At 47.1% G+C, this 23,716-nt stretch carries 24 protein-coding genes; 21 read left to right on the forward strand and 3 right to left on the reverse strand.

Features of this window, described 5'->3' with window-relative positions; genetic code table 11:
• Positions 1-90 precede the first annotated feature (90 nt).
• The 5 genes from KJS65_RS04270 (at position 91) to KJS65_RS04290 (ending at position 3,833) form a co-directional block, all read left to right on the forward strand.
• Positions 91-501, forward strand: a complete 411-nt coding sequence (locus KJS65_RS04270; RefSeq protein ID WP_136606079.1) for a MarR family winged helix-turn-helix transcriptional regulator — start codon at positions 91-93, stop codon at positions 499-501.
• 39 nt (positions 502-540) lie between these two features.
• Positions 541-1,761 (forward strand): MFS transporter, encoded by a 1,221-nt coding sequence (locus KJS65_RS04275; RefSeq protein ID WP_213648717.1) that lies wholly within the window; start codon positions 541-543, stop codon positions 1,759-1,761.
• 199 nt (positions 1,762-1,960) lie between these two features.
• A complete protein-coding gene (locus tag KJS65_RS04280; RefSeq protein ID WP_213650626.1) occupies positions 1,961-2,305 on the forward strand; it encodes a YojF family protein in 345 nt (114 codons plus the stop codon).
• A gap of 45 nt (positions 2,306-2,350) precedes the next feature.
• Positions 2,351-3,007 carry a bacillithiol biosynthesis deacetylase BshB2 gene (bshB2, locus tag KJS65_RS04285; protein ID WP_213648718.1) on the forward strand — a complete coding sequence of 219 codons (657 nt, stop codon included), beginning with the start codon at positions 2,351-2,353 and terminating at the stop codon, positions 3,005-3,007.
• Between the two features lie 73 nt (positions 3,008-3,080).
• Positions 3,081-3,833 (forward strand): SAM-dependent methyltransferase, encoded by a 753-nt coding sequence (locus KJS65_RS04290; RefSeq protein ID WP_213648719.1) that lies wholly within the window; start codon positions 3,081-3,083, stop codon positions 3,831-3,833.
• Positions 3,834-3,892: 59 nt separating this feature from the next.
• Here KJS65_RS04290 and KJS65_RS04295 read toward each other — a convergent pair whose 3' ends face one another.
• Complete coding sequence (locus tag KJS65_RS04295; protein WP_213648720.1) at positions 3,893-4,618, reverse strand: RluA family pseudouridine synthase; 726 nt, start codon at positions 4,616-4,618, stop codon at positions 3,893-3,895.
• A gap of 7 nt (positions 4,619-4,625) precedes the next feature.
• The gene (locus KJS65_RS04300) at positions 4,626-5,489 is read right to left on the reverse strand and encodes a class I SAM-dependent methyltransferase (protein ID WP_213648721.1); all 864 of its coding nucleotides are present in this window, start codon (positions 5,487-5,489) and stop codon (positions 4,626-4,628) included.
• A gap of 136 nt (positions 5,490-5,625) precedes the next feature.
• On the opposite strand from KJS65_RS04300, the gene KJS65_RS04305 reads away from it, so the two are divergent.
• From KJS65_RS04305 to KJS65_RS04340, 8 genes are all read left to right on the forward strand, one after another.
• Positions 5,626-6,036, forward strand: coding sequence for a hypothetical protein (locus KJS65_RS04305; RefSeq protein WP_213648722.1), 411 nt, complete (start codon positions 5,626-5,628; stop codon positions 6,034-6,036).
• Positions 6,037-6,120: 84 nt separating this feature from the next.
• Positions 6,121-7,584, forward strand: a complete 1,464-nt coding sequence (gene hpaB, locus KJS65_RS04310; RefSeq protein WP_213648723.1) for a 4-hydroxyphenylacetate 3-monooxygenase, oxygenase component — start codon at positions 6,121-6,123, stop codon at positions 7,582-7,584.
• Between the two features lie 388 nt (positions 7,585-7,972).
• Positions 7,973-8,905 carry a carbohydrate ABC transporter permease gene (locus KJS65_RS04315; protein WP_213650627.1) on the forward strand — a complete coding sequence of 311 codons (933 nt, stop codon included), beginning with the start codon at positions 7,973-7,975 and terminating at the stop codon, positions 8,903-8,905.
• 49 nt (positions 8,906-8,954) lie between these two features.
• Positions 8,955-9,821, forward strand: coding sequence for a carbohydrate ABC transporter permease (locus KJS65_RS04320; protein WP_213648724.1), 867 nt, complete (start codon positions 8,955-8,957; stop codon positions 9,819-9,821).
• A gap of 82 nt (positions 9,822-9,903) precedes the next feature.
• On the forward strand, positions 9,904-11,283 hold the full coding sequence (locus KJS65_RS04325) for an extracellular solute-binding protein (protein WP_136606069.1): 1,380 nt from the start codon (positions 9,904-9,906) through the stop codon (positions 11,281-11,283).
• 82 nt (positions 11,284-11,365) lie between these two features.
• Entirely contained in the window at positions 11,366-12,196 is an 831-nt protein-coding gene (locus KJS65_RS04330; RefSeq protein WP_213648725.1) for a sugar phosphate isomerase/epimerase family protein, read from the forward strand.
• A 24-nt stretch (positions 12,197-12,220) separates the two neighbouring features.
• A complete protein-coding gene (locus tag KJS65_RS04335; protein ID WP_213648726.1) occupies positions 12,221-13,183 on the forward strand; it encodes a Gfo/Idh/MocA family protein in 963 nt (320 codons plus the stop codon).
• Positions 13,184-13,346: 163 nt separating this feature from the next.
• Positions 13,347-14,480: a 5-methyltetrahydropteroyltriglutamate--homocysteine S-methyltransferase gene (locus KJS65_RS04340; RefSeq protein WP_213648727.1), complete on the forward strand. Its 1,134-nt coding sequence runs from the start codon at positions 13,347-13,349 to the stop codon at positions 14,478-14,480.
• A 92-nt stretch (positions 14,481-14,572) separates the two neighbouring features.
• On the opposite strand, the gene KJS65_RS04345 is transcribed toward KJS65_RS04340, so the two are convergent.
• On the reverse strand, positions 14,573-14,809 hold the full coding sequence (locus KJS65_RS04345; RefSeq protein WP_213648728.1) for an LSm family protein: 237 nt from the start codon (positions 14,807-14,809) through the stop codon (positions 14,573-14,575).
• Positions 14,810-15,348: 539 nt separating this feature from the next.
• On the opposite strand from KJS65_RS04345, the gene KJS65_RS04350 reads away from it, so the two are divergent.
• The 8 genes from KJS65_RS04350 to KJS65_RS04385 all read left to right on the forward strand — a co-directional run bounded on the left by KJS65_RS04350 (position 15,349) and on the right by KJS65_RS04385 (position 23,647).
• The gene (locus KJS65_RS04350; protein WP_213648729.1) at positions 15,349-16,206 is read left to right on the forward strand and encodes a MurR/RpiR family transcriptional regulator; all 858 of its coding nucleotides are present in this window, start codon (positions 15,349-15,351) and stop codon (positions 16,204-16,206) included.
• Between the two features lie 294 nt (positions 16,207-16,500).
• Entirely contained in the window at positions 16,501-17,415 is a 915-nt protein-coding gene (gene murQ, locus KJS65_RS04355; protein WP_213648730.1) for an N-acetylmuramic acid 6-phosphate etherase, read from the forward strand.
• 34 nt (positions 17,416-17,449) lie between these two features.
• Complete coding sequence (locus KJS65_RS04360; RefSeq protein ID WP_213648731.1) at positions 17,450-18,871, forward strand: ABC transporter substrate-binding protein; 1,422 nt, start codon at positions 17,450-17,452, stop codon at positions 18,869-18,871.
• Between the two features lie 87 nt (positions 18,872-18,958).
• The gene (locus KJS65_RS04365) at positions 18,959-19,861 is read left to right on the forward strand and encodes a carbohydrate ABC transporter permease (RefSeq protein ID WP_213648732.1); all 903 of its coding nucleotides are present in this window, start codon (positions 18,959-18,961) and stop codon (positions 19,859-19,861) included.
• Positions 19,862-19,882: 21 nt separating this feature from the next.
• Positions 19,883-20,743 (forward strand): carbohydrate ABC transporter permease, encoded by an 861-nt coding sequence (locus tag KJS65_RS04370; RefSeq protein ID WP_213648733.1) that lies wholly within the window; start codon positions 19,883-19,885, stop codon positions 20,741-20,743.
• 1 nt (position 20,744) lies between these two features.
• A complete protein-coding gene (locus tag KJS65_RS04375) occupies positions 20,745-21,941 on the forward strand; it encodes an anhydro-N-acetylmuramic acid kinase (protein WP_213648734.1) in 1,197 nt (398 codons plus the stop codon).
• A 30-nt stretch (positions 21,942-21,971) separates the two neighbouring features.
• On the forward strand, positions 21,972-22,940 hold the full coding sequence (locus KJS65_RS04380) for a GNAT family N-acetyltransferase (RefSeq protein ID WP_213648735.1): 969 nt from the start codon (positions 21,972-21,974) through the stop codon (positions 22,938-22,940).
• Positions 22,940-23,647, forward strand: a complete 708-nt coding sequence (locus tag KJS65_RS04385) for a PIG-L deacetylase family protein (RefSeq protein ID WP_213648736.1) — start codon at positions 22,940-22,942, stop codon at positions 23,645-23,647. The genes KJS65_RS04380 and KJS65_RS04385 overlap by 1 nt, the downstream gene beginning before the upstream one ends.
• Positions 23,648-23,716 lie beyond the last annotated feature (69 nt).

Here is a 23,716-nt window from a genome sequence, read left to right on the forward strand (position 1 = left end):
CAAAAAAATTTTGATGCGAGGAAGGAATTGGAACGGAATTGCTCGAAAGTTAATCCTGTAAAAGATTGCTTGCGAAAGGAAGATAATCCCGTGCAGACTTCCGAATTTGCGAAAATATGGTCTAAACTGAGCAAAGATTACAAATTACATATGGAGAATGAATTGGCTCCCGCCCTTACTGAAGCTCAGCTCGTTGTACTTGAGGTGCTTGGGGAGCAAAAGCGGATGAAGCCTTCCGAGCTGACACCGCTGCTGGCGACCAGCCCGGCTGCGGTAACGATGCTGCTCGACCGGATGGAGAAGAACGGACTAATCAACAGGGAACGTGATGGCAACGACCGCCGTATTGTCTGGGTGTCCATATCGGATAAGGGCAGCCAGGAGGTTGTACGCGGCCTGCAAATCCGTGATGCATTTCTTGCCAGCATTCTCTCACGTATTTCGTCACATAATCAGCAGCTCCTGATCTATTTATTGGGAAAGCTAACTATGGTGCCCTAAGAAGGCTCTAAAAGAATAAATGTAGAGGAAGTCAACTAGATGAACGATGCGGCACTTCTGAAAAATCCTAAAACAAAAAAATTGCTGTTCAGCGCTGGCTTCAGCTGGCTTTTTGATGCAATGGACGTCGGTATTATCTCTTTTATCGTGACCGCTCTGACATTGGAGTGGAAGCTGTCGCCACAGGATATCGGTATTCTGACGAGTATGAATTCAGTGGGTATGGTATTTGGTGCAGCGGCAGCTGGTTATTTGGCTGATCGGTTCGGGCGTAAAAAGGTTCTTCTCTGGACCTTGCTGATCTTCTCCGTGGCCAGCGGGTTGTCCGCATTAGCTTCGAGCTTCTGGGTGCTGTGCCTGCTGCGATTTATCACGGGTATCGGGCTTGGAGGAGAGCTTCCTGTCGCTTCCACACTCGTATCCGAAAGTATGCCTGCCAGCCAGCGCGGACGGGCTGTAGTGCTGCTGGAGAGCTTTTGGGCGGGAGGCTGGCTGGTCGCTGCGTTGATTTCGTACTTTTTGATTCCAACCTATGGCTGGCAGATTGCTTTTGTGATCGGAGCACTGCCCGCCCTGTATGCACTGTATTTGCGACGTGCCATTGATGACTCGCCTCTGTATAAAAGCGGGAAGGGCAAGATGGCGTCACAATCCTTTACTAGTAAGCTGAACTCCATATGGACCCGTAAACACCGTCGTACGACGGTTATGCTGTGGATCTTATGGTTTACGGTCGTGTTCTCCTATTATGGGATGTTCTTATGGCTCCCTTCTGTCATGACGATGAAGGGCTTCAGTCTGATCAAAAGCTTTGAATATGTGCTGATTATGACGATCGCTCAGCTTCCAGGCTATTTTACGGCAGCCTATTTCATCGAAAAGTTTGGCAGAAAATTCGTGATGATTACTTACCTGGTTTTAACAGCCGTAAGTGCTGCATGGTTTGGAAATGCCGATTCTGCCGGCATGCTGGTCGCAGCAGGCATCTGTCTATCCTTCTTCAATCTTGGAGCCTGGGGAGGACTGTATGCTTATACACCGGAGCTGTATCCTAACTCAGTACGTTCGACGGGTGTAGGACTGGCAACATCGGTGGGGAGGATCGGCGGCGTCATTGCGCCATTCCTGGTAGGTTACCTGGTGCAGCATCACATTCAGATCAGCACGATTTTCATTTTGTTCTTCGTAGTCATTCTGATCGGCGCGATTGGTGTTTTGCTGCTTGGCACAGAGACCAAGGGCAAGGAATTGACAGATTAAATCTCTTGCAGACTGCGAAAAAAGGCGGCCAACAGGCTGCCTTTTTTCTTACTTAATAGGGCTTATTAAAATGTTCGATAAAAAATACGCAGAAACCATGTTTGTGAAAATGCTATGCTTTGAATTATAATAAAATATGTTGCAGTTATGAGAATTGAACTTAATCTATATAGACGTCATTGAAACGGAGGGATTTATGATGCAGCTGATTAACCCGCAAATGGTTCAAGAGCTTCTCGATAAATTACAGGATCAGGATCTTTATATACATCTGGAAATGACGACCGGAGCGTATGCTTCCCACGAGGATGAATCCAAATTTACAGCATCCACATTTATCAAAAATGGTGTCGTACGCTACAATCATGGCTCCATCGCAGGCTTTGGGCCATACCGCGTTGGGCTTAAAATGGAGCAGGGATGGATTTATGCCCAAGGGCTGACTCATATTGATCAGACAGAGACGGAACGTCTCATCATGGCAGGCCATGACAGCGAAGGCAAGCTCGTTGTTGCTCTTCAGTTAAGCAAGGAACCATTCTGAATAATTCACAACATCGGTCATAAATCGTGAAAGGGTGATAGAGATATGGAGAATCATATACTGGTCGTTTTTCCGCATCCGGACGATGAATCGTTCGGGACATCCGGAACATTGGCTAAACGAATACATGAAGGTGCACAGGTGACATATGCCTGCCTGACATTAGGCGAGATGGCCCGTAATATGGGTAAGCCGCTGATGGCTAACCGGGTTACGCTTCCGGAACTCCGCAAAAAAGAGCTTGCTGAATCAGCCCGTTCAATAGGGATTCAGGATGTTCGTATGATGGGATTGCATGATAAGACGATTGAATTTGAAGATCAGGATATGCTGGATGGAATGATTCGGGATTTGATTGACGAACTTAAACCGTCTCTGATCATTACATTTTATCCTGGTTACAGCGTACATCCGGACCATGATGCAACCGGTGCAGCGGTCATCAGAACGGTTGCAGCGATGCCGAAGGGGGAGCGTCCAGTCGTGAATTGTGTCGCTTTTTCCAAAGGCTGCGAGAAAATTCTGGGCAAGCCGGATGTTATGGTGGATATCCAGGACTTTCTTCCAAATAAATTCGGATCCATCCGTGCCCACAGCTCTCAGTTCCGCTGGAAGGATATGCTGGGCAGCCTGACTGAGGATGACGAGCAGATTAAAAGCCGATTCAGCAAAGAAAGATTCTGGACTTATCATTTCGAATAAGTTAATATCTCGGTACGCAGACTTGGTGTTTGTGGAATCCGAATTCTTTTTTCGAAAGGTGAGTTGAGAAGAGATGAGCAGAGCTGAGAAGAGTAAAGAATTAGAAGAGAAACAGGTACATGCGTTAGAAGAGGCCGAGAAGCGGCTGGAGCGGATTGTGTTTATTGGCAGGACATTCGATGAATACATGCGCATGTTCGACCTGGATGAGAATACGATCTCGGGCCTAAGTATACTGGATTGTCCTGGCGGTGCGTGTTCGTTTACGGCAGTTGCCCGTAAGCTTGGCTGTGAGGTACTGGCTGCGGATATCGCTTATTATCATGACACAGAGAAGCTGTATGAAAAGGGTATTCAGGATATCGTTCACGCCATGGAGCATGTTGAAACCGAGAAAGAAAGGTATATTTGGACCGAATTCTTGTCGGTAGAGAATCTTCGGGCAGAGCGGAACAAAGCTTTGCAGGATTGCGTAAGCGACATGCGTCTTCATCCGGAGCGGTATATTCCGGTTACGCTGCCTTCACTTCCATTTCAGACAGAACAGTTCGATATGACCTTATCGGCACATTTCCTGTTCACTTATGCTGACAAGCTGGATATTCAGTTTCACCTTGAGACCTTGCGTGAATTGTTTCGTGTGACAAGGACTGAGGTACGGATCTTTCCGCTTGTAGACCAGAGCGGGAGAATTCCTGAGCAAGTCGATAAGCTTGTCGATTTCGCTCATACCGTGGGCTGGACAGCTGAAATTAAAACCGCACACTACCACTTCCAGAAAAATGCTGATCATATGCTTATTTTTCGAAATACCCATCATAATTAAATTCAAGCCGGAGCTGCATATGCTGCTCCGGCTTTCTTTTATTGACATCTTATGCTTAACTATGCTTCATCTATCATCAAACGGTTCAATACCGGTTCGGCCCATAAATTCCATGGATGCTCGGCAGGAGGAAGAGAAGTGAGTTTCACATTTTCTTTGGTCACCGGATGTGGGAAACGGACGATGACAGACCAGAGTGCTATCTGCTGCCCCGGCTTGTTCACGCGGCTGCCGTATTTCTGGTCCCCGTACAGTGGACAGCCTGCCTGATTCATCTGGACACGTATCTGATGGGATCGGCCTGTATGAAGTTCGATCCGTACCAGACTGAAGGAGCCGTTCGAACCGAGAACCTCGTAATCGAGAATGGCTTCCTTGGCTCCGGGAGTGCCGCTTTTGACGACGGAGACCATATTGGTCTTTGGATCTTTCAGAAGCATGTCCCTCAGCGTTCCGCGTGGTGCTGGCAGCTGACCATGAACGACAGCTGCATATACCTTATGGAAGCTGCGGCTTCGCACCGTTTCCGACAAACGTGAGGCCGCTTTGGAGGTTTTCGCGAAGATCATCGCTCCCCCAACCGGCCGATCCAATCTGTGCACCAGTCCCAGATACACATTACCCGGCTTATTGTACCGCTCTTTAATGTCATCTTTCAGAAGGGAAAGCAGGTCCGGGTCACCGGAAATATCAGCTTGCGTCGGAATGTTGACCGGCTTCACAATCCCTAACAGATGATTGTCTTCATATAAAATTGGAATTTGGGAAAGATGTTCATGACTCATATATGATTTACGACTCCCAGCGGCCCAAAATTCCGCAAGGCAAATGAAGTCCCGAAGTCGTAATCGGAAGGCCAAGCTCACCGCAGGATATGCTTCCGCCAAAACGGCGGCCGGCGGTCATGGACAGAATGTTGTGAAGCACGGTCGGCGATATGCCAGTCGTGTAAGAGTTAATTAACATAAACAAGGGCTGCTCGGACATAATGTTCATGCAGCTTTCCACGAATGGGTACAGACTTTGCTCGAGCTTCCACATTTCGCCGCCCGGGCCTCTTCCATACGAAGGCGGATCCATAATGATAGCGTCATATTTGTTGCCCCGGCGCTCCTCGCGCTGTACAAATTTGAATACGTCATCGGTAATGAAACGGACCGGACGGTCACCAATTCCTGTCAGCTGAAGGTTTTCCTTGGCCCATTGCACCATTCCTTTAGCGGCATCGACATGGACCACCTCAGCACCGGCGTAGGCCGCAGCAACGGTAGCTCCACCTGTATAAGCAAATAAATTCAATACCTTGATCGGTCGTTTGGCAGCAGAGATCTTATCCATCATCCAGCGCCAATTGGCAGCCTGTTCCGGAAAAAGCCCCGTATGTTTGAAGTTGGTTGGGCGGATATGAAATTTTAACTGATCATAGGAAACCGTCCAACGCTCCGGCAGCTGCTTTTTCATATCCCACTGTCCACCGCCAGAGGAGCTTCTATGGTAATGGCCGTGTACCTCACGCCACATTCCGCTGTCTTTTTCTAGAGGCCATATAATTTGCGGGTCAGGTCTGCGCAGGATGACATCTCCCCACCGCTCCAGCTTCTCACCTGATCCTGTATCGATCAATTCGTAATCTTGCCAATCACGAGCTACATACATGTTCAATCCATCCTTCTGTGCAATTTTTCGTTTAGCTTATATTGTACAACATTTGACGGCAACAATGCACTTTCTCGGCCCGATAATGGGTAAATATGCATTACAGGACAATAATCTGTGGAAGGGGCGAGAATAAGTGGATAGCAGGCAGGTCATATCCAGAATCTTAATTGGCTTTGGTATGCTTAGTATTCTGTTATACGGATACGGAGCGCTCATGTATGGAATGTGGGACTTCGTCGGTTTTTTGCTTTTTGCAATACTGCCACTAGGTTATGGCTGGACGTTAGATCAGCGTAACCGGAAGAAGGCACAAGAGAATATGGAAAAACAGATCCTAAAGCTTGCAGCCAGGAAGCAAAATTTATTAACCGCAGCTGACGTGGCATTGTATACCCCTCTTAATATGGAGCAGTCGGGTGAAGCCCTTGAGGGTTTGAGAAGAAAAGGATTTCTGCATGTAAAGGTCGCGGATAATGGGGCGTTCGTATACGAATTTCAATCCTTTTTATCCGTGGAGGAAAAGCTGAGCGCAGAGAGAGTGTAGGATATTTTAGGCAACTGACCCTTTCTGATCCATACATGCCTGAATAGGATGAAGATAACTATTCATTCAAAGGGGGCCTCGCCTGTGCCGGCAAAAAACGGAAAGCAGTTCTTGGACCGAATCAATCATGCCAAACCGAGCGTGTGGTTTCGTGGAGAACATATCGACGGGAGGCTCTCGGATCATTCTGCTTTTCGGGGACTCATGTCCACTCAGGCGGAACTGTATGATATGCAGAGCCATCCCGATTTTCAAGAACGTATGACCTATGCTTCACCAACCACCGGAGATCCGGTCGGTCTATCATTTATGCAGCCCAAGACTCGGGAAGATCTGGAGAAACGCAGACGGATGATGATGCTCTGGGGAGAAAAACATCATGGTTTGCTTGGACGGTCACCGGATTATATGAACACGGGGCTGATGGCTTTCTATACGGCATCGGAAATACTTGGTGAGAAAGAACCGCGGTTCGCGGACAATATGCGGAAATACTATGAATTTTGCCGTGAAAACGATATTTCTCTTTCACACGCCTTTGTCCAGCCGCATGCCAGCCGATTCGACGAATTGTTGGAAGACGGGAGCATCGAAACATGCGCTGCGAGGGTCATTGAAGAGAATGAGGAAGGAATCATCGTGGAGGGTGCATTTTTACTGGCAACACAGGGCGTGACCACGGATGAAATTCTGGTTTATCCTCCGGCTTCCTCTTATTTGCCAGAGGAGGATAGTCCGAGGACCTTTGCGTTTGCAGTACCAAACAATCTGCCGGGTATAAGGTGGATATGCCGGGAAAGCCTGGTTGGTGGAGATTCCGCATTCGATTACCCTCTCAGCTCCCGTTTTGATGAGATGGACACCCTCGTTCTTTTCGATCATGTCCTCGTGCCTTGGGATCGTGTGTTTATTCTTGGCAGCGACCATTTATCGATGCGGTTGTTTTCGGAGAGCGGCTTTCATGTACATTGCGGTCACCAGGTACTGTGCCGATATATTGCGAAGATGGAGTTTACGCTGGGTGTAATTCTATACATGGCCGAAACGCTCGATCGGGCCACTTATCCTGCGACCATCGAAAAGGTATCTGAAGTGATCGTACAATTGGAGACCCTGAAGTCTCTGCTGATCGCCTCGGAGGCCGGTGCAGCCATCGACCGTTTCGGGAGCATGCTGCCTGATCGGAGACCATTATGGACAGCAAACGTCATTTTTCCGAAAGTGTATCCGAGAATGATGGAGATCATTCAGCTTCTTGGCGGCAGCGGTATCATCATGCTTCCATCGGAGCTGGATTTTAGTGGTGAGCCGAAAGCGGATCTGAATAAGTATCTCCGGGGTAGCGATGTGGATTCCATGTCGAAAACAGCGTTATTCCGATTGGCGTGGGACCTTAGCACAAGCGGCTTTGGAGGCCGTCAGACGCTTTATGAGCGTTTTTTCTTCGGAGATTCCTCTGTCGTCGTCAACCGGCTGTATCAGTCTTATACCGATAAAAAAACATACATCGGCAAAGTCAAAACATTTTTGGGGCAAAAGGACGAATAACCCTCCGCCTGCGCGAATAGGTATATAACGGGGAAACGTAAGTCGGCATTTCATGGGAGTAAGAAGCCGTCCGTAGAGCCATCCTGGGTTCAGGGGAGGCGGACGGGTTGACAATCGACCAGCTGATTGCTCTGTTAACACTTGTCGTCATGATCATCACTCTTGCAGTAAACCATGATAAACCGAATCATTAGCATGAGGAAGAGAGCCCGAGAGGCTCTCTTTTTTCTATAAATTTTAGCTTGTACTTCAAAAATAAAAAAAGAGCACATAATCCAAACAGGGGCACATACATATTTAAAAAATGCTTCACCATGATCCTGACGTTATCTTCTGAATAAGACGCTGCCATCGGAAGGAGGAGAACTGCTTGTCATTAAACGCAAATATGAAAACGGATACATTTCCGGAGACCTCAAACAAGCGGAAGAAGCGATTTACCCGAAACGACTGGATGGGATATCTTTTCAGTGCGCCATTAATCATTGGGGTATTGGCATTTGCTATTTACCCGATGATTGCCGCATTGATCATGAGCTTTCATCAAACCTCGGGATTATCTGTTGGTGGAAAATGGGTGGGGTTCAGCAATTACAACTATGTGGTACAGGATGCTTTATTTTGGCAAGCGCTTACAAATACGTTTTTTATTGGAATTTGGTCCGTTCTGCTCGGAATCATATTGTCTTTTGTACTGGCGAGTCTGATCAACAACCTGAATTGGAGTACGGGTAAAAACTTTTTCAAAGCCGTGTTTTTTCTGCCGAATGTCGTGTCGGGTGTTGCGACTACGCTGCTATTCTCATTTTTGTTTTTCCCCTCGAAGGAAGGGCTGCTCAATTTCGTCATCGGAATATTCGGCATCGATCCTGTGGGATGGTTCACCAATCCCCAAATTTCCAGGTACAGCATAGTCCTTATGAGCTTATGGGGGGCTCTTGGCTACAACACGATCATTTTCCTCGCCGGTCTGCAGAGTGTTCCGCGTGATCTGTATGAAGCCGCAGAGGTGGATGGAGCCGGGACTTATCGCAAATGGTTTTATATTACGATTCCCTATCTGCGCCCCATTTTCGTATTCATGCTCATTATGGGTACCATCGGGGCAATGAAGCGGTTTACAGATGTATGGCTTATTGGCGGGACGGCGGGGAATCCGGGTGGCAGCTTAATGACCGTCGTGCTGTATATTTACCGGAATGCCTTCCTTGCTTCACAAATGGGTATGGCGACGGCGGCCTCTTACCTGCTGTTCATCATCATATTTATACTCACCGCATTCCTGATGCTGCTGAACCGGCGAAAGGACAGCCTCGATTAATCCATGCAGCATTGTTAGCAGATCCAACCTGAGTTAGGAGGTCAGTGTGATGAACACCGTGGATGCAAAAATTACACATCGCCGCAAGAAAATATCCCTGAATCAATGGATTCTAACCATCGTTCTTTTTCTGGGATCGTTCGTCATGATCGTTCCGTTTCTATGGATGCTTGTAACGAGCTTCGACTGGGCAGCCCGGCTTCATATTAATTTCCCGCCAAGGCTTTGGCCAGAAGAACCGTCTGTTAGGACCTTCGAAGCAGCTTTTACGAGCATTAAAATGTTCCGGTATATTACCAATTCCATCATGGTCAGCGCGGGAGTCATTATTATCAGTGCGCTATCGGCGTTGCTGTCTGGTTATGCATTGTCAAAGCTCCGGTTTAAAGGGGCAAATATTGTGCTGCTGCTGGCCTTGAGCACAATGATGATTCCGTTTGAAATGACCATGATTCCCCAATATCTTTTGTTCAGCAAGCTCGGTCTCGTGGACAATTATCTGGCATTTTATCTTCCAGCTCTCAATTATGCATTCGGAACATTCCTGGCAAAGGCCTTCTTCGACCAGCTTCCTACCACGCTTCGGGAGGCTGCCATTCTGGATGGGGCCAAGGAAGTATCTGTTTTCAGCCGGGTGTATCTGCCGCTCTGCACACCGATTATCGCGACGATGATCATCCTGCTGTTTCTCGGCGTATGGAACGACATGCTGTGGCCGCTGCTTATCCTTAAAAAGGCGACCAAGTATACCATTCAGATCGGTCTCGCGATGTTTACGTACAACAATGGTATCGACAAACAGCCTTCCATCATTATGGCTGCTACGACGGTGAGTCTGATCCCGGTCGTTGTCGTATATATGTTCCTGCAGCGTTACATTATTGAAAGCATTGCATTATCGGGAATCAAGCAGTAAGCAGCGCCTCGAATCAGCGGGATGACAGACTTCAAATGTACTGTATTCCAAGTTTGATTAACAAAGGGGGAACGGAAGATTCATGAAAAAGCTATTATTACTGGTATTGTCCTGCGTACTCGTCTTGTCGCTAGCGGCTTGCTCGGGTGGTTCGGACTCGGATGTGACGGGCGGGGTAGAAATCAAGAAGGTTTCTGATATGAAAGGAACGGTACGGGTAGCTTTGGCAGGGTGGCAGCTGGATAACGGGCTTAATGCTCAGACAGGTAATCCGACGATTGGGCTTAACGAATATCTGGATCAAACCTTTTATAAAATGTATCCGAATATCAAACTCGAGCTGTATCAAATTCCATGGGAGAACGTCAAGGCAAAGCAATCAGCTATGCTGCTCTCCGGAGATGCTGATGTCATGTATACAGGCGGTGCATTTGCTTCCCAATGGTATCAAGAGGGACTGCTGCGTGACCTCGATGATCTCATCAAGGAGGACACAAGCTTCGATCCAAGCATTTATCTGGCAGGCATTATGAACAATTCCTACAGCACCAAATCACCGGACGGAACCAAGCAGTTTGGTATTCCGGTAGCCCTTGGCCGCAGAATGACGATTTATGATAAAAAGCTCTTTGAAGACTGGGGAGTTGAGCCATTAACCGCAAAAGCGACTCCGGCAGAGCTGCTCGAAAAGGGCAAGAAAATGACAGGTAAAAATCCGAAGACCGGTGAAGACAATTACGGGCTATACTGGAGCGGCAACTCACTGAACGGATCTACATTTGTTGCGTTGACACTTGCCTTTGGTGCAAAAGGGGCAGAAGGCAGCCTTAAAGATGTGAAAAGCATCAAGTGGCAGCTGAACACACCTGAGATGGTGAAAGTCATGGAATGGCTGAAGGAAGCATCGAAGCTGCCTCCTGCCGGTTTCGTGAACGCACAAGGCGGCGAAAACTTTGGTCTGGAGAAGAATAATATTGCTATCGCACTTGATTCCACAGGCGGTGCAACGATGAATGAATATCAAAGTAAGAAGAATAAGGATCTTCTGGACCGTTTTGAGCCTGTTCTGAATATGGGACCCAACGGCGAAGGCTGGGTAGCTGTAGACCCGTTCATTATGGCGAAAAAAGCCAAAGACGTAAAAGCATCCTGGGAAGTATTGAAATTCCTGACAAGTCCGATGACTCAAAAATATATGTATGATAACTTTGCTCAAACACCAACGCTGAAAAATGCCGATTTCGTGTCGGCTGATGACAAATATGTTAAAAAAGCGCTGGAAATTGCGGAAGTAGGACACTCGGAGCTGATGGATGAAGCAAATCCGTTCTATATGAGTGACATTGTGCCTGCCGTTAACGGTTTTATCAGTAAAGCGGCAACGGGCAGTGCGCCGGATATTCAGAAATTCCTGGATGATCTGCAGCAGCGCGCCGAAAAGTGGTCAGCGAACTTAAAATAACATGTGTAAGTGCAAAGCCCTTTAGGGGGCTTTGCACTTATCCATTTGATGCGAAATTCAGGCTGAATGAAGGAGGATGAAGATGAAAAAGGGAATTAATCAATGGTGCTTTCCGGCAGGAACCCCAATGGGTAAATTACTGCGTACAAGCGCGGCAGCAGGCTTTGAGACGATTGAGCTGAATTTGTATGCTTCCGGTGGAATTGGATTGACAATGGATACTACGCCGGACGAGGCAAAGGCCATAGGACGTCTTGTGCGCAGCTACGGTCTATCCATCAGCAGCTTGTCTACCGAAATGCTGGGACGTTATCCGCTCAGTTCTCCTGATAAAGAGACTAGAGCGCAAGGCGTAGATTCGGTCCGCAAGCAAATTGAGCTGGCACTTGAGCTTGAGGTGGACACAATCCTCGTCGTTCCTGGGCGGATTGAAACGGATGTGACCTATGAGCAAGTATGGGAACGGTCGCAAATGGCTTTGCAGCCGCTGATTGATGATATAGACGGCAGCGGGGTGAGCATTGCCATCGAAAACGTATGGAACAAATTCCTGTGGAGCCCACTCGAAATGGCCCGTTATATCGATCAATTTGAATCCCGTCATGTGGGTGCCTACTTTGACGTGGGGAATACACTGGCTTTTGGCAAACCGGAGCACTGGATCCGCACGCTTGGAGGCCGTATACGTAAAATTCACGTCAAAGACTTTCGGGTGCAGGTCGGTAATTATCATGGCTTCGTACCACTTCTGTCCGGTGATGTGGATTGGTTGAATGTCCGATTAGCACTCAGCGATATTCAATACCGTGATAGTCTGACAGCCGAGCTCGACCCGTACAGCAGCTTTCCGGATCAGTTGATCTTTGATACATCCCGCCATTTGGATGTTATTATGGGGAAAAATCCGCACTAGTATAGAAATGGAGGAGATAGGTACATGATTAGAATTGGAATGGTTGGAGCGGGAATCATTGCAGCAGAGCATATGAAGCATATCCATCAAAATGATCACGCAGAACTCACAGCAATCTGTGATGTTGCACCTGGAGCCGCGGAAAAGGCAGTCCAGCAGTATGGGGGAACGGCATACACCAATTTTGACGAAATGCTGGAAAAGGAAAAACTGGATGCATTGTTTTTATGTGTTCCTCCCTTTGCCCATGGGGATATGGAAGAAAAAGCAGCAGAGCGCGGGATTCATCTTTTGGTGGAGAAGCCGCTTGGTCTGGACATGGAGGAAGTAAGAAAGAAAGCGGACATCCTGGACCAATCCGGCATTATTACCGGTTCGGGCTATTGTTTGAGATATATGGAGTCTGTGCAGCGTGCCAAGAAGTACTTGGAGGGGAAAGAGATTGCCATGGTCCGGGCATACCGTTTTGGAGGTCTTCCCCCGAATGTTTGGTGGGTGGATCATGCCAAATCCGGAGGTCAGCTTGTCGAGCAAACAACACATAATGTGGATATGATGTTGTATCTGGCCGGTGACGTACGCAAAGTATCTGCAGATATGGCGCTTCAACTGTGCCGTGACGTTCCCGGTATTACAACACCGGATGCTGCTTCGGTCAATATGGTGTTTGAATCGGGTGCACTCGGACATATTGATACCGGATTTTTCCCGCAGCCGGATGGCCGATCATCTCTGGAAGTGTTGGGGCGGAATTTCAGATTAACGCTGGAAGGCATGGATCTGACGATTCTGGAGCCTGAACAAACCACGATCCTGCGAGGCAAAGGTGATTTTTATCAGGCGCAGGATGATGCTTTTATCCGTGCAGTGGAAACCGGGGATCGCAGCTTGATCCTGGCTCCGTACAGAGAGGCGCTGCGTACGCTGGAAGTCACGCTCGCCGCGAATGAGTCTGCCAAAACGGGGCAGCCGGTGTCTTTTATATAATCATATAAATTTAGAAGAAAGGCAGCCTCCCGGCTGCCTTTTGTTTGAGTTAGGGGTACACACTAAGGATATATATTTGTTTTTCTCTTGTTAACCGCGTGGAGAAGTAGGATAATCAATAGAAATCATTTGTTTGCTGTATATAGAAAAGGAGAGAAGGCCAATGAACCCGATAACAAAAATTTCAAACAGAATTGCGCCCCCATTCCGGGCGGACCAGGTGGGCAGCTTCCTGCGGCCGAAGGCTTTGAAAGAGGCTAGAACCAAATACCATAAAGGTCTGATCTCGAAGGAAGAGCTGCGTTCCATTGAGAATGCAGAGATCATCAAGCTGGTGGAGAAGCAGAAGGCTGTCGGTCTTACCGCAGTGACGGATGGAGAATTCAGACGTACATGGTGGCATCTTGATTTCATTGAAGCTTTAGAAGGCATCGAGGTATTCGATCTGAGTGCTACCGGATTGTTCCATGGGGCGATGAGCAAGGCCAAAGGCTATACAGTCGCATCGAAGCTGGGCTTCCCGGCGGACCATCCGTTTTTGGAGGATTTTAAATTTTTGAAAAGCGCAGCGGGTGACCATGTGGCGAAATTTACGATTCCAGGTCCCAATATGATTTTCTATTCCGGCGTGATTAACAGCCAAAAATATGCGGACAACCCTTCTTACGCAGCACTTGAGGATGTGGCAAAAGATATTGTGCAAGTATACCGCGTTGCGATTCAGGCATTTTACGATGCAGGCTGCCGCTACCTTCAACTCGATGATACTAGCTGGGGAGCATTGTTCAGCGATGACTTCAGAGAGAAAATTAAGGCAAAGGGCTTTGATCCGGATCAATTGGTGAAACAGTTCGCAGATATTACCATTGATGCCGTGGCGCAAAAGCCAGCAGATATGGCGATTACCATCCACATCTGCCGCGGCAACTTTAAATCCTCCTGGTTGTATGATGGTGGTTATGAGCCGATTGCGAAGGAGCTTTTCTCGCGGGTGAACGTGGACGGCTTCTTCCTTGAATATGACAGCGACCGTTCGGGTGATTTCAAACCGCTCCGCCATATCAAGGATCAATGCGTAGTGCTGGGGCTGGTCACAACCAAAACCGGTGAGCTTGAGAACAAGGATGATTTGAAGCGGCGTGTTCAGGAAGCTGCTGAATATGTAAAACTGGATCAGCTTTGCATCAGTCCTCAGTGCGGCTTCTCGTCTACAGAAGAGGGGAATACGGTAACCGATCAGGATCAATGGAACAAGCTTGGGCTTGTCGTTGAGACTGCTCATGAGATCTGGGGTTAACTTCTATCAGACAACACGAGGCGCATGAAAGCTGTGCTTCGTGTTTTTTCTATTCATAAAAAAATCTCCTCTTGCAGAGGAGAGGAAATCAATTAGATTAACGCAATCGCGAGCAGTGTAAACAGGCTTAAGGTTAAGATCGGGTTGCCATATCCAAAACCGCCATAAGGACCAAAAGCTGAGGTTGTGACATTTCCTCTTCGCTCTGTTTCCAGATATACGTTATTTCTGTCTACGTTCACGATTTTTCCTTCATGTATCTTGCCGTCTCTGGTTAAAATACGCACCTTCCGGTTCATACACTGTCTACAGTTGTAATACGCTTCCACCCCATCACCCCTTCCATGATAAAGTCATCATATGACTGAAATGGACAAATGGTAACGGCAGATGCCCCGAATGAACGTACAAGCTGTTGTGAACCATACTGATGATAGATTCCGGGCAGATTTTTAGTTATGATACAAGAGTAAGACTTTGCAGAAATAAAACAAGCTAGAAAGTATGGAGGAAAGTCGGAGGTGGGAGTATAGCTTTTGCTAATCTAAACTTGTATGCGCTTTACTGAAAGAATTCACATATTTACAAATTCATTGAATTTCACATTTCTACGAAGTTACCTGTAACATTTTCGGGTGAAATCCTAGAAACGAACAGACGCATCGTGTAAGGTTCATTGCATTTTGATCTTCTGTAATATAAAATAGAATTAAAATTTTATATTGATGGATTATTTTTGAAATTAAATTTTATATGCATAATATTGTTAATATTCCTATCATTTAGTTGTTATTCTTGTTTTCCGGAAAATTAACTATTATGATGAAAAAAGAGCTTCTATTAAACTGTGAGTGAGTAGGTAATACATATGTCGATCCATGATAATATTCTAATTAAAATTCGTGAAATGAAAGACAGCTTAACCCCTGTCGAAAAAATGGTTGCGGAGTATGTACTGCAGAACCTGGAGGAAATTCCGCATCTCTCTATTAAAAGTCTTGCCCAGCTTACGAAGACCAGCGACGCATCTGTGCTGCGCTTCTGCAAAACAATGGGTTATTCGGGTTATCGAAGTTTTATTGTCAGTATTTCGGCATCTCTTGGCTCCATGGAAGAGCAGAAGGATTCTTATACTGACATTCAGCCCGGAGACGATCTGTCCGTTATCATTTCAAATACGTCAAGAAACAATATCAAATCGATTGAAGACACGCTAAGTGTCATCGATAAAAATGAAGTAGACCGTGCTGTTCAGGTACTCCGGCAGAGCAACCGTATTGTCTTCTTCGGCATCGGAGCTTCAGGACTTGTTGGCATTGATGCGGAGCAGAAATTTTCGCGCATCAACAAAATGTGCCACACCTATACCGATGGACACAGCCAGTTAACCGCAGCTACGCTTCTGGACAAGGGGGATGTTGCAGTATTTATCTCCAATTCCGGCAATACCATTGAAATTCTGGAATCGCTGGAGATCACCAAGAAAAGTGGAGCGACCATCATCGCCATCACTAAGTATAATAAAAGTGAACTCGCGGATAAGGCCAATATCGTTTTGAATATCTCGACTCCTGAGGTGACCATCCGCAGCGGTGCAATGGGTTCGCGCATCGCCATGCTTACGATCATCGATATTTTATTTGCCGGTGTGGCGAGTGCGGAATACAAGAATGTGAAGAAATACCTGACCAAGACGCATAATATTATTGCCAGCAAGCATCGCTAATCTTAGGTAAGACATCGAAGCCTCGTGGCGTACGATGTCTTTTTTTGTTGTAAAAACTAAAATTAAAAAACAATAGTTTATTTTATAATAAAATAATATTTCAAAAACTGTTGACCAAAATGAAATTTCTCGTTAATATTGAAATCAAGAAGAGGATTTGGCAAATATCAAAAGTGCGGTTTTGATACACATCATGTAGTAGGACCACATATAAAAAAACTACATATTGTGCCTTAATCCGTCTTTAGGATTTGCGACTTCCCATAAATTAAAAAAATGGATAGGAGGATCGCAATGGATGAGTATCTGGCGGGGCTGACAACGGAAGAGATCAATGAGCAGACTCGGATGATCGATGAATGCACCACAGAAGAAATGCTTCGTCTCATGAACGAACAAGATGCCAAGGTTCCAGCCGCTGTGGCAGCGGAAATCCCGCAGATTTCGAAAGCGGTTGATGTACTGCATCATGTGCTTAAGAATGGCGGCAGAATGTTTTATATAGGGGCTGGAACCTCGGGCAGATTGGGTGTTCTGGACGCATCTGAATGTCCGCCGACATTCGGCATTGATCCTTCAAGAGTGCAAGGTCATATTGCCGGAGGCGATGGAGCGCTGAGACTGGCTGTGGAAGGTTGCGAGGATAGCGAAGAGGAGGGGGTCGCATTAATCGAGCAATGCGGGGTTACAGACAAAGATGCTGTTATCGGTATTACGGCGAGCGGAAGCGCGGCATTCGTGATTGCGGGACTTCGAAGAGCCCGGGAAATTGGAGCTGCAACGATCGGCGTCGTGAACAACAAGCCATCTAAATTAGAGAAAGTCTGTGATATCTGTATTGCGCCGGTAGTCGGGCCTGAGGTTATTATGGGTTCAACAAGGCTGAAAGCAGGCTCTGCCCAGAAATTGGTTTTGAATATGCTTAGCACTTGTACTATGGTTAAGCTTGGGAAGACATATGACAATCTAATGGTTGACTTGAAAGCGAGTAACATCAAGCTGAGGGATCGTTCCATTCGCATTATCAAGTCGGCAACGGGCGTCGATGACGCTACAGCTTCCGCCCATTTAGAAAGCGCTTCCATGAATTGCAAGCTGGCTATCATGATGATCAAAACCGGGTTGGAGGCAGGGGCTGCGGAGCAAGCGCTCAATCAAGCCGAAGGCAGTTTGAAGAAAGCAATAAAAGGCTTTAATCATGTAGTCTAAAATTACATTTATATTTTCTAGGAGGCCATTTTTCATGAAAAAGAAAATGCGAGTATTGGCATCTGTCTTTGCACTCAGCATGGCTCTGACAACATTGTCCGCTTGCGGAAGTAAAGACGACGCTAAATCATCCAATGCAGATGATCCGAATGCGAAAGACACCATCACGGCCCTGCTTCCACCGGTGTCCGCGAACTTCCAAAACAATTTCGATCAAATGTCGAAAGATTTCAACGCAAAATATCCGAACCTGACGCTCAAAATTGAACCTGCAAGCTGGGAAGACATGACGCAAAAGCTGGACACGCAAGTAAACGCGGGCAGCCCGCCGGATATCGCATTTATAGGGTCTGACGGAATTTCGAAATATGTAGATTCAGGTATGGTCATGGATATCTCGGATACGGTAACAGATGAAATGATCAAAGATTATGACCCGGCTCCACTCGAGTATATGAAGAACGGCAAAGGTCTTTACGGCTTCCCGGCTTACATGGAAGCACATGCCATCGGCGGTAACAAAGAGTTCATGGAAAAAGCCGGCATCGACTACAAAAAGGTGCAAAAAGAAGGATGGACCTTCGACGAGTTCCGTGAAGCCATCAAAAAAGGCGTTGTCTCTGAAAACGGTAAAACATCCCGTTACGGTTTTGTATTTGCTACAGCGGGCGTAACTTCCAAAGACTACCTCGGGATCCTGGTGAAGAGCGCCGGCATGCCGGCAGCTTTTGACAAAGATCTGAAATACGCTTACACAAGCAAGAATTTCCTTGAAGTGCTGAAAGACATCCGCGTGATGATCGAGGACGGCTCCATGCCGAAAGAACTCAGCTCCATTGATGCAGGTAAGCGTTGGAATATGTTCCTGACAGGTCAAACGATGATCACAGGTAAAGGTCTCGCAGGCTTCGAAAGATCCGCGAAGCTGAACAACGAGAAGCTGCAAAACAAAGACGCAAGCGCGGTTAAAGGTTCCATCCCTGTCGATTACGTAGTACTTCCGGTTCCTGCTTTCGCTGGTGCACAAGCACAAGCAAGCGTTGCCGTTGACGGTTACGTAACATTCCGCGGCACGAAAGAACCTACGGCTGCCCACAAGGCTAACGTCGTTAAAGCAGCTAACTTCTTGTCCAGCGGAGCAAACGCAGCTACAACCAACAATGAGCTCTTCGTTGCTCAAATTACAGAGAGCAGCAGAAAAGCAGCGGAAAGCATGACGGTTGACCGTGATGCGGACAACAAAGCTGCCGTTGAAGTGATGCTTAAGACAGCGGTTCCTGCCCGTCCGGACATTCCTACGGACCTCGGCGCGAAAGCCATCAAGCTTGAGGACGAAGTGATTGTTCCTAAGCTCCAAGCACTTATCGCAGGCGAAATAACGCCAGAAACGATGTACGAAGCTGTGAAATCCGCAGCGGTATCGGCCTTCGGTGAAGACGGCGTTGTAAAAGACTAGAGAGAATACATCGGAAACCGTATGGATTTCCATACGGTTTTTCCTCCAATGCCTGTGATACGTTAGTATGAAAGGGGTTTCGCAGATATGACAGAATATGCTAAACCGATCAAACGGCGGAAGATCAATAGTGATGCAGCGTGGGGATATGCTTTTATTGCTGCAGCTCTCCTGATTTTTGTGATGTTTACCGCATACCCGGTTGTCAGTGCCTTGATTATCAGCTTTCAAGAGTATAAGCCGTTAGGTTCCAAGTTTATCGGATTTGAAAACTATACAGAAACCTTCAAGGACTCTCTGTTCTGGAAGGCTGTTATAAACACCATTATTTATACCTTGTTGACTGTTCCGGTATCGCTTTTCTTATCTTTTGCAGTATCGATCCTGATCTTGCCGTTTAAGAAAAGAATGCAAACTGCATTTAAAGCAGTATATTATCTTCCTGCGGTCGCTTCAGGCGTGGCTCTATCCGTTGTTTGGCTGTGGATCTACGATCCGATGCCAGAGGGTATTTTCAACAAGATTACTGCATTCTTCGGTATGGGCACCCACAACTGGCTTGGATCCAGCACTTATGCGATGTTTTCGCTCGTTTTGATGGCTTGGTTGTCCAGTCATGGCACGAGCATCATTATTTACCTTGCAGCTTTGCTTGGCATTGATGGCAGCTACTATGAAGCAGCCGAGCTGGATGGAGCGAACTTCTTCCAAAAGCTGTGGTACATTGTTGTTCCTTGTTTGAAACCAACAACCTTATTCTTGCTTGTTACAGGCGTGATCGGTTCGTTCCAGGTATTCCAAAATGCGTATCTGATGACTGGCGGCGGACCAGATAATGCAACAACGATGGTAGGTTTACTCATTTTCAATAACGCATTTAAATACTTCGAATTCGGCAAGGCAGCAGCACAGTCTCTGATTCTGGCCGCAATTATCGCTGGTATTTCGGTAATCCAATTCAAATTCCTGGGCAAAGACGTGGAATATTAAAGGAAGGGAGATACAGCAATTATGGCTCTTTACAACGCGCATGCTGGGAAACCAGCTACCAGAAACATCAGAAATACGGCTCTTTTCACCGTGCTTCTGCTGTTTGCTGTGGCAACGATTTTCCCAATCTACTTTATGATTATTTCTTCCTTTGGTGAACCCGTTGCAGCCGGGGCCATGGATTACAAATTATTTCCGAGCAGCTTCTCGCTTGAATCTTACAAGTTCTTCTTTCAATTCAATTCATACACTTGGCGCTGGCTGCTGAACTCCCTGATTGTGGCATCCTCAGTTATGGTGACTAACGTGGTGTTCGCCAGTATGGCAGGGTATGCTTTCTCGAAAATCAAATTTAAAGGCAGAGCCATTACTTTCTCAGTGATGCTGGTCGCCATGATGATCCCTTATCAGGTAACACAGGTTCCTCTGTACATCCTGATCGTAAACGTCTTCCATATTCAAAACACGTATACCGCTTTGATTTTGCCGGGTCTTGTTACAGTTTATAACATCTTTCTTGCCAAGCAGTTTATGAGCAGCATTCCGAACGAGATTCTGGAGTGTGCAAAAATTGAAGGCTGTAACCAGTTCCAAATTTATTTCCGCATCATTATGCCTTTATCCAAAACCGTACTAGCGGTAATGGCGATTCTTACATTTATGGACAACTGGAATACGTTCTTTTGGCCGCTTCTGGTAACGAACTCCATGGATATGCAGACAATCCAGGTCGGACTAAAGAGCTTCAAGTTTGCGAATACGACTTTATTTGCGCCAATGATGGCAGGTGCAACGATTTCCGCACTGCCAATGTTCATATTGTTCTTCAGCCTGCAAAAATACTTCCTCGAGGGTGTTACCGTAGGCGCGGTGAAGGGCTAATATGGGACGCGAAACCTTTGATACGCATTCAAGCCGCTATGCCGTAGGACTCATGTCCGGCACTTCAGTGGATGGAATAGACGCAGCCGTGGTTCAAATCACGGATTGTCCTGACGGAAAAATGTCGGTCAAATTGATCGGATTTGAAAACACGCCTTTCCCGGCGGCCGTCAGAGAGGATATTTTTACACTGTTTGATCCGCTTAAGGCAACAGTCAATAAGATCGGAAGCATGAATGTATTACTTGGCGAGCTGTATGCGGAAGCTTCATTATCCGTCATCACGGCAGCGGGACTAACAAACGCTGATATCGCCGTCATCGGTTCGCATGGCCAGACGATTTATCATGCGCCGGAAGCCACGAAGCTGCATGGGTATGAGATTCATTATACAGTGCAGATTGGCGAAGGATCGGTTATCGCTGCACGGACAGGGATTCCGTGCGTATCCGATTTCCGCCCGGCAGACATGGCAGTTGGAGGACAGGGTGCGCCGCTCGTTCCGTTTACGGAATATCTGTTATACAGAGAGGCTCACCGGACCCTGCTACTGCAAAATATCGGCGGCATCGGGAATATGACGGTAATACCTGCCGGATGTACACAGGAGCAGGTATATGCTTTTGATACCGGACCGGGAAACATGATCATCGACGGGGTCGTTGAGCGTCTGTATCCGGGACAACAAACGATGGATACTGGAGGGGCCATTGCCCGCAAAGGGAGAATTCATGAAGGACTGCTGAACCTCCTTACACAGGAGCCTTATTATACGCAGCCGCTTCCGAAATCGACCGGTAGGGAGCAATTCGGCTCAGCTTATATAGATTGGCTGCTGGCATATGCCAAACAGCAGAACATGATAGCAGAAGATGTGGTGGCTACCGTCACCATGCTGACCGCATGGTCGATTGGTGATGCGTACCGCCGTTATGTACGTGAACATGATCCGGCGGATGTCCTGCTTGTAGGCGGCGGCGGAAGCTATAATCCGGTTATGATCGAATTTCTGCGGCAAGAAATGGAACCGATGGGTGTTCAGGTGATGACACAAGAGGAAATCGGTCAGAGCAGTGATGCGAAGGAAGCGGTTGCTTTTGCACTGCTTGCCGATTATACGATGAAACAGCAGCCGAACAATCTTCCGAATGTAACGGGAGCTGCAAGGCCCATCATCATGGGGAAAATAAGCTACTAATCCTGACAAAGGACGGAGGTGCCGCTGATCATGATTAACACCTGGGAAGAGACGTATATGCAGGCGGTAATCGATTTATGGAACAAGGAAGCCGTTAAGGATGGATACAAGGAACTTACGAAGCAAAGCTTTCAGCAGATATTTGTTTCAAGCCCTTATTTTGATCAAAAAAACACGTTTGTCCTGTTTGAAGAGGAACAGGTAACAGGCTTTGCCTGTGGATGTACCGGAGACGATCTGCCGCTTGGACAGGTGGCCGGGTACATTACCTGCATCGTGCTTGCGGACGGGAGCCAAACGGATGATAATTACAAGCTTCTCCTAAGTGCGATTGAAGCCCGATTTCGGGAGCTTGGGAAAAAACAGTCGGATGTCCTTTTCTTCAATCCGATGATGCTGCCGTGGTACATACCGAATACGCCACAGCATGAACACAACAATGCACCAGGGGTACCAGTGGACAGCAGGTTGTATTCATTTTTGCAAAGTGAGGGATATGTGGAACGGGCCAAGGAATGTGCCATGTATCTGAACCTTGAGCAGTTTTCAATGCCGGAGGAAATCCGCGGCAAAGAAGATAAAGCTGCTGCCGGCGGTTATAACGTAGAATTGTTTGATGCAAGCAAGCATCAAAGCGTTGCTGAAATGCTTCAAGGACTGAATAATCCGTTATGGGAAAAAGAAATCGGCAGATGTACGTCAGAAGGCGTACCGGTTGTTATCGCGGCACATGGGAACCAGGTTGTCGGCTTCGCCGGACCGGTTATCCGTCAAGAGAATGGCCGCGGCTATTTTGCCGGTATCGGGGTACATCCGGAACATGAAGGACACGGACTCGGTACGATCCTTTTCTTCAAGCTTTGTGAAGCGTTTAAGACTATAGGAACCGATTATATGTCACTCTACACAGGCAGTTCCAATCCGGCGATCCGGATTTATGAAAAAGCAGGCTTCCAAACCGTAAGGCAATTTTCAATCATGAGAAGGGAGTTTTCATAATGAGCGAACAGAAATTGACGATTTTGGCGATTGGCGGACATGTAGGAGATGCAGAACTGACAGCAGGGGGCGTACTGGCCAGCCACTCCTTAAAAGGGGATAAAATCGTAACACTCGCACTTACGGCAGGTGAACGTGGAGTGCCTGCAGGCCAAGACATGGCGGAGTATCGTGCGCAAAAGGTTAACGAAGCCAAAGCATTTGCTGATATGCTGGGCGGCGAATCCATCGTTTTTGATATCCCGGATGGCGAACTGAAGGACACGGAGGATATGCGTCTGCGCGTATGTGATGTGATCCGTCAAGTGAAGCCGAATGTGATCATCACCCACTGGAAGAACAGTATGCACAAGGACCATGCGACAACACATCATATCGTTAATGATGCGCGTTTCTTCGCTGGACTGGCTTCATTCGAAAGAGAGTTGCCTGCACATTTCGCATCCAGACTGTATTATGCGGAAAACTGGGAAGATGCTGTTGAATACAAGCCATATGTATATGTGGACTTCTCCAAGGAAGCCTTTGATTTGTGGGTGAAAGCAACCGAGCAGCATTGGTTCGTTACCAACAGCAAATCCTTCCCTTACCTGGAGTACTATAAACATCTTGCCAGAGTACGCGGCATTGAAGCACGTAAAGAATATGCCGAAACCTTCATGATTCCGGAAGAAACCAAACGTGTACTGAAAAGCGATCTGTTGTAGTTTAATGAAACAGAAGAATGACTGCAGCAATGGATATTGCGGCAGTCATTTTTTAATAAATGACTTATA

It is taken from the genome of Paenibacillus sp. J23TS9 (assembly GCF_018403225.1).
GTDB lineage: Bacteria > Bacillota > Bacilli > Paenibacillales > Paenibacillaceae > Paenibacillus_AQ.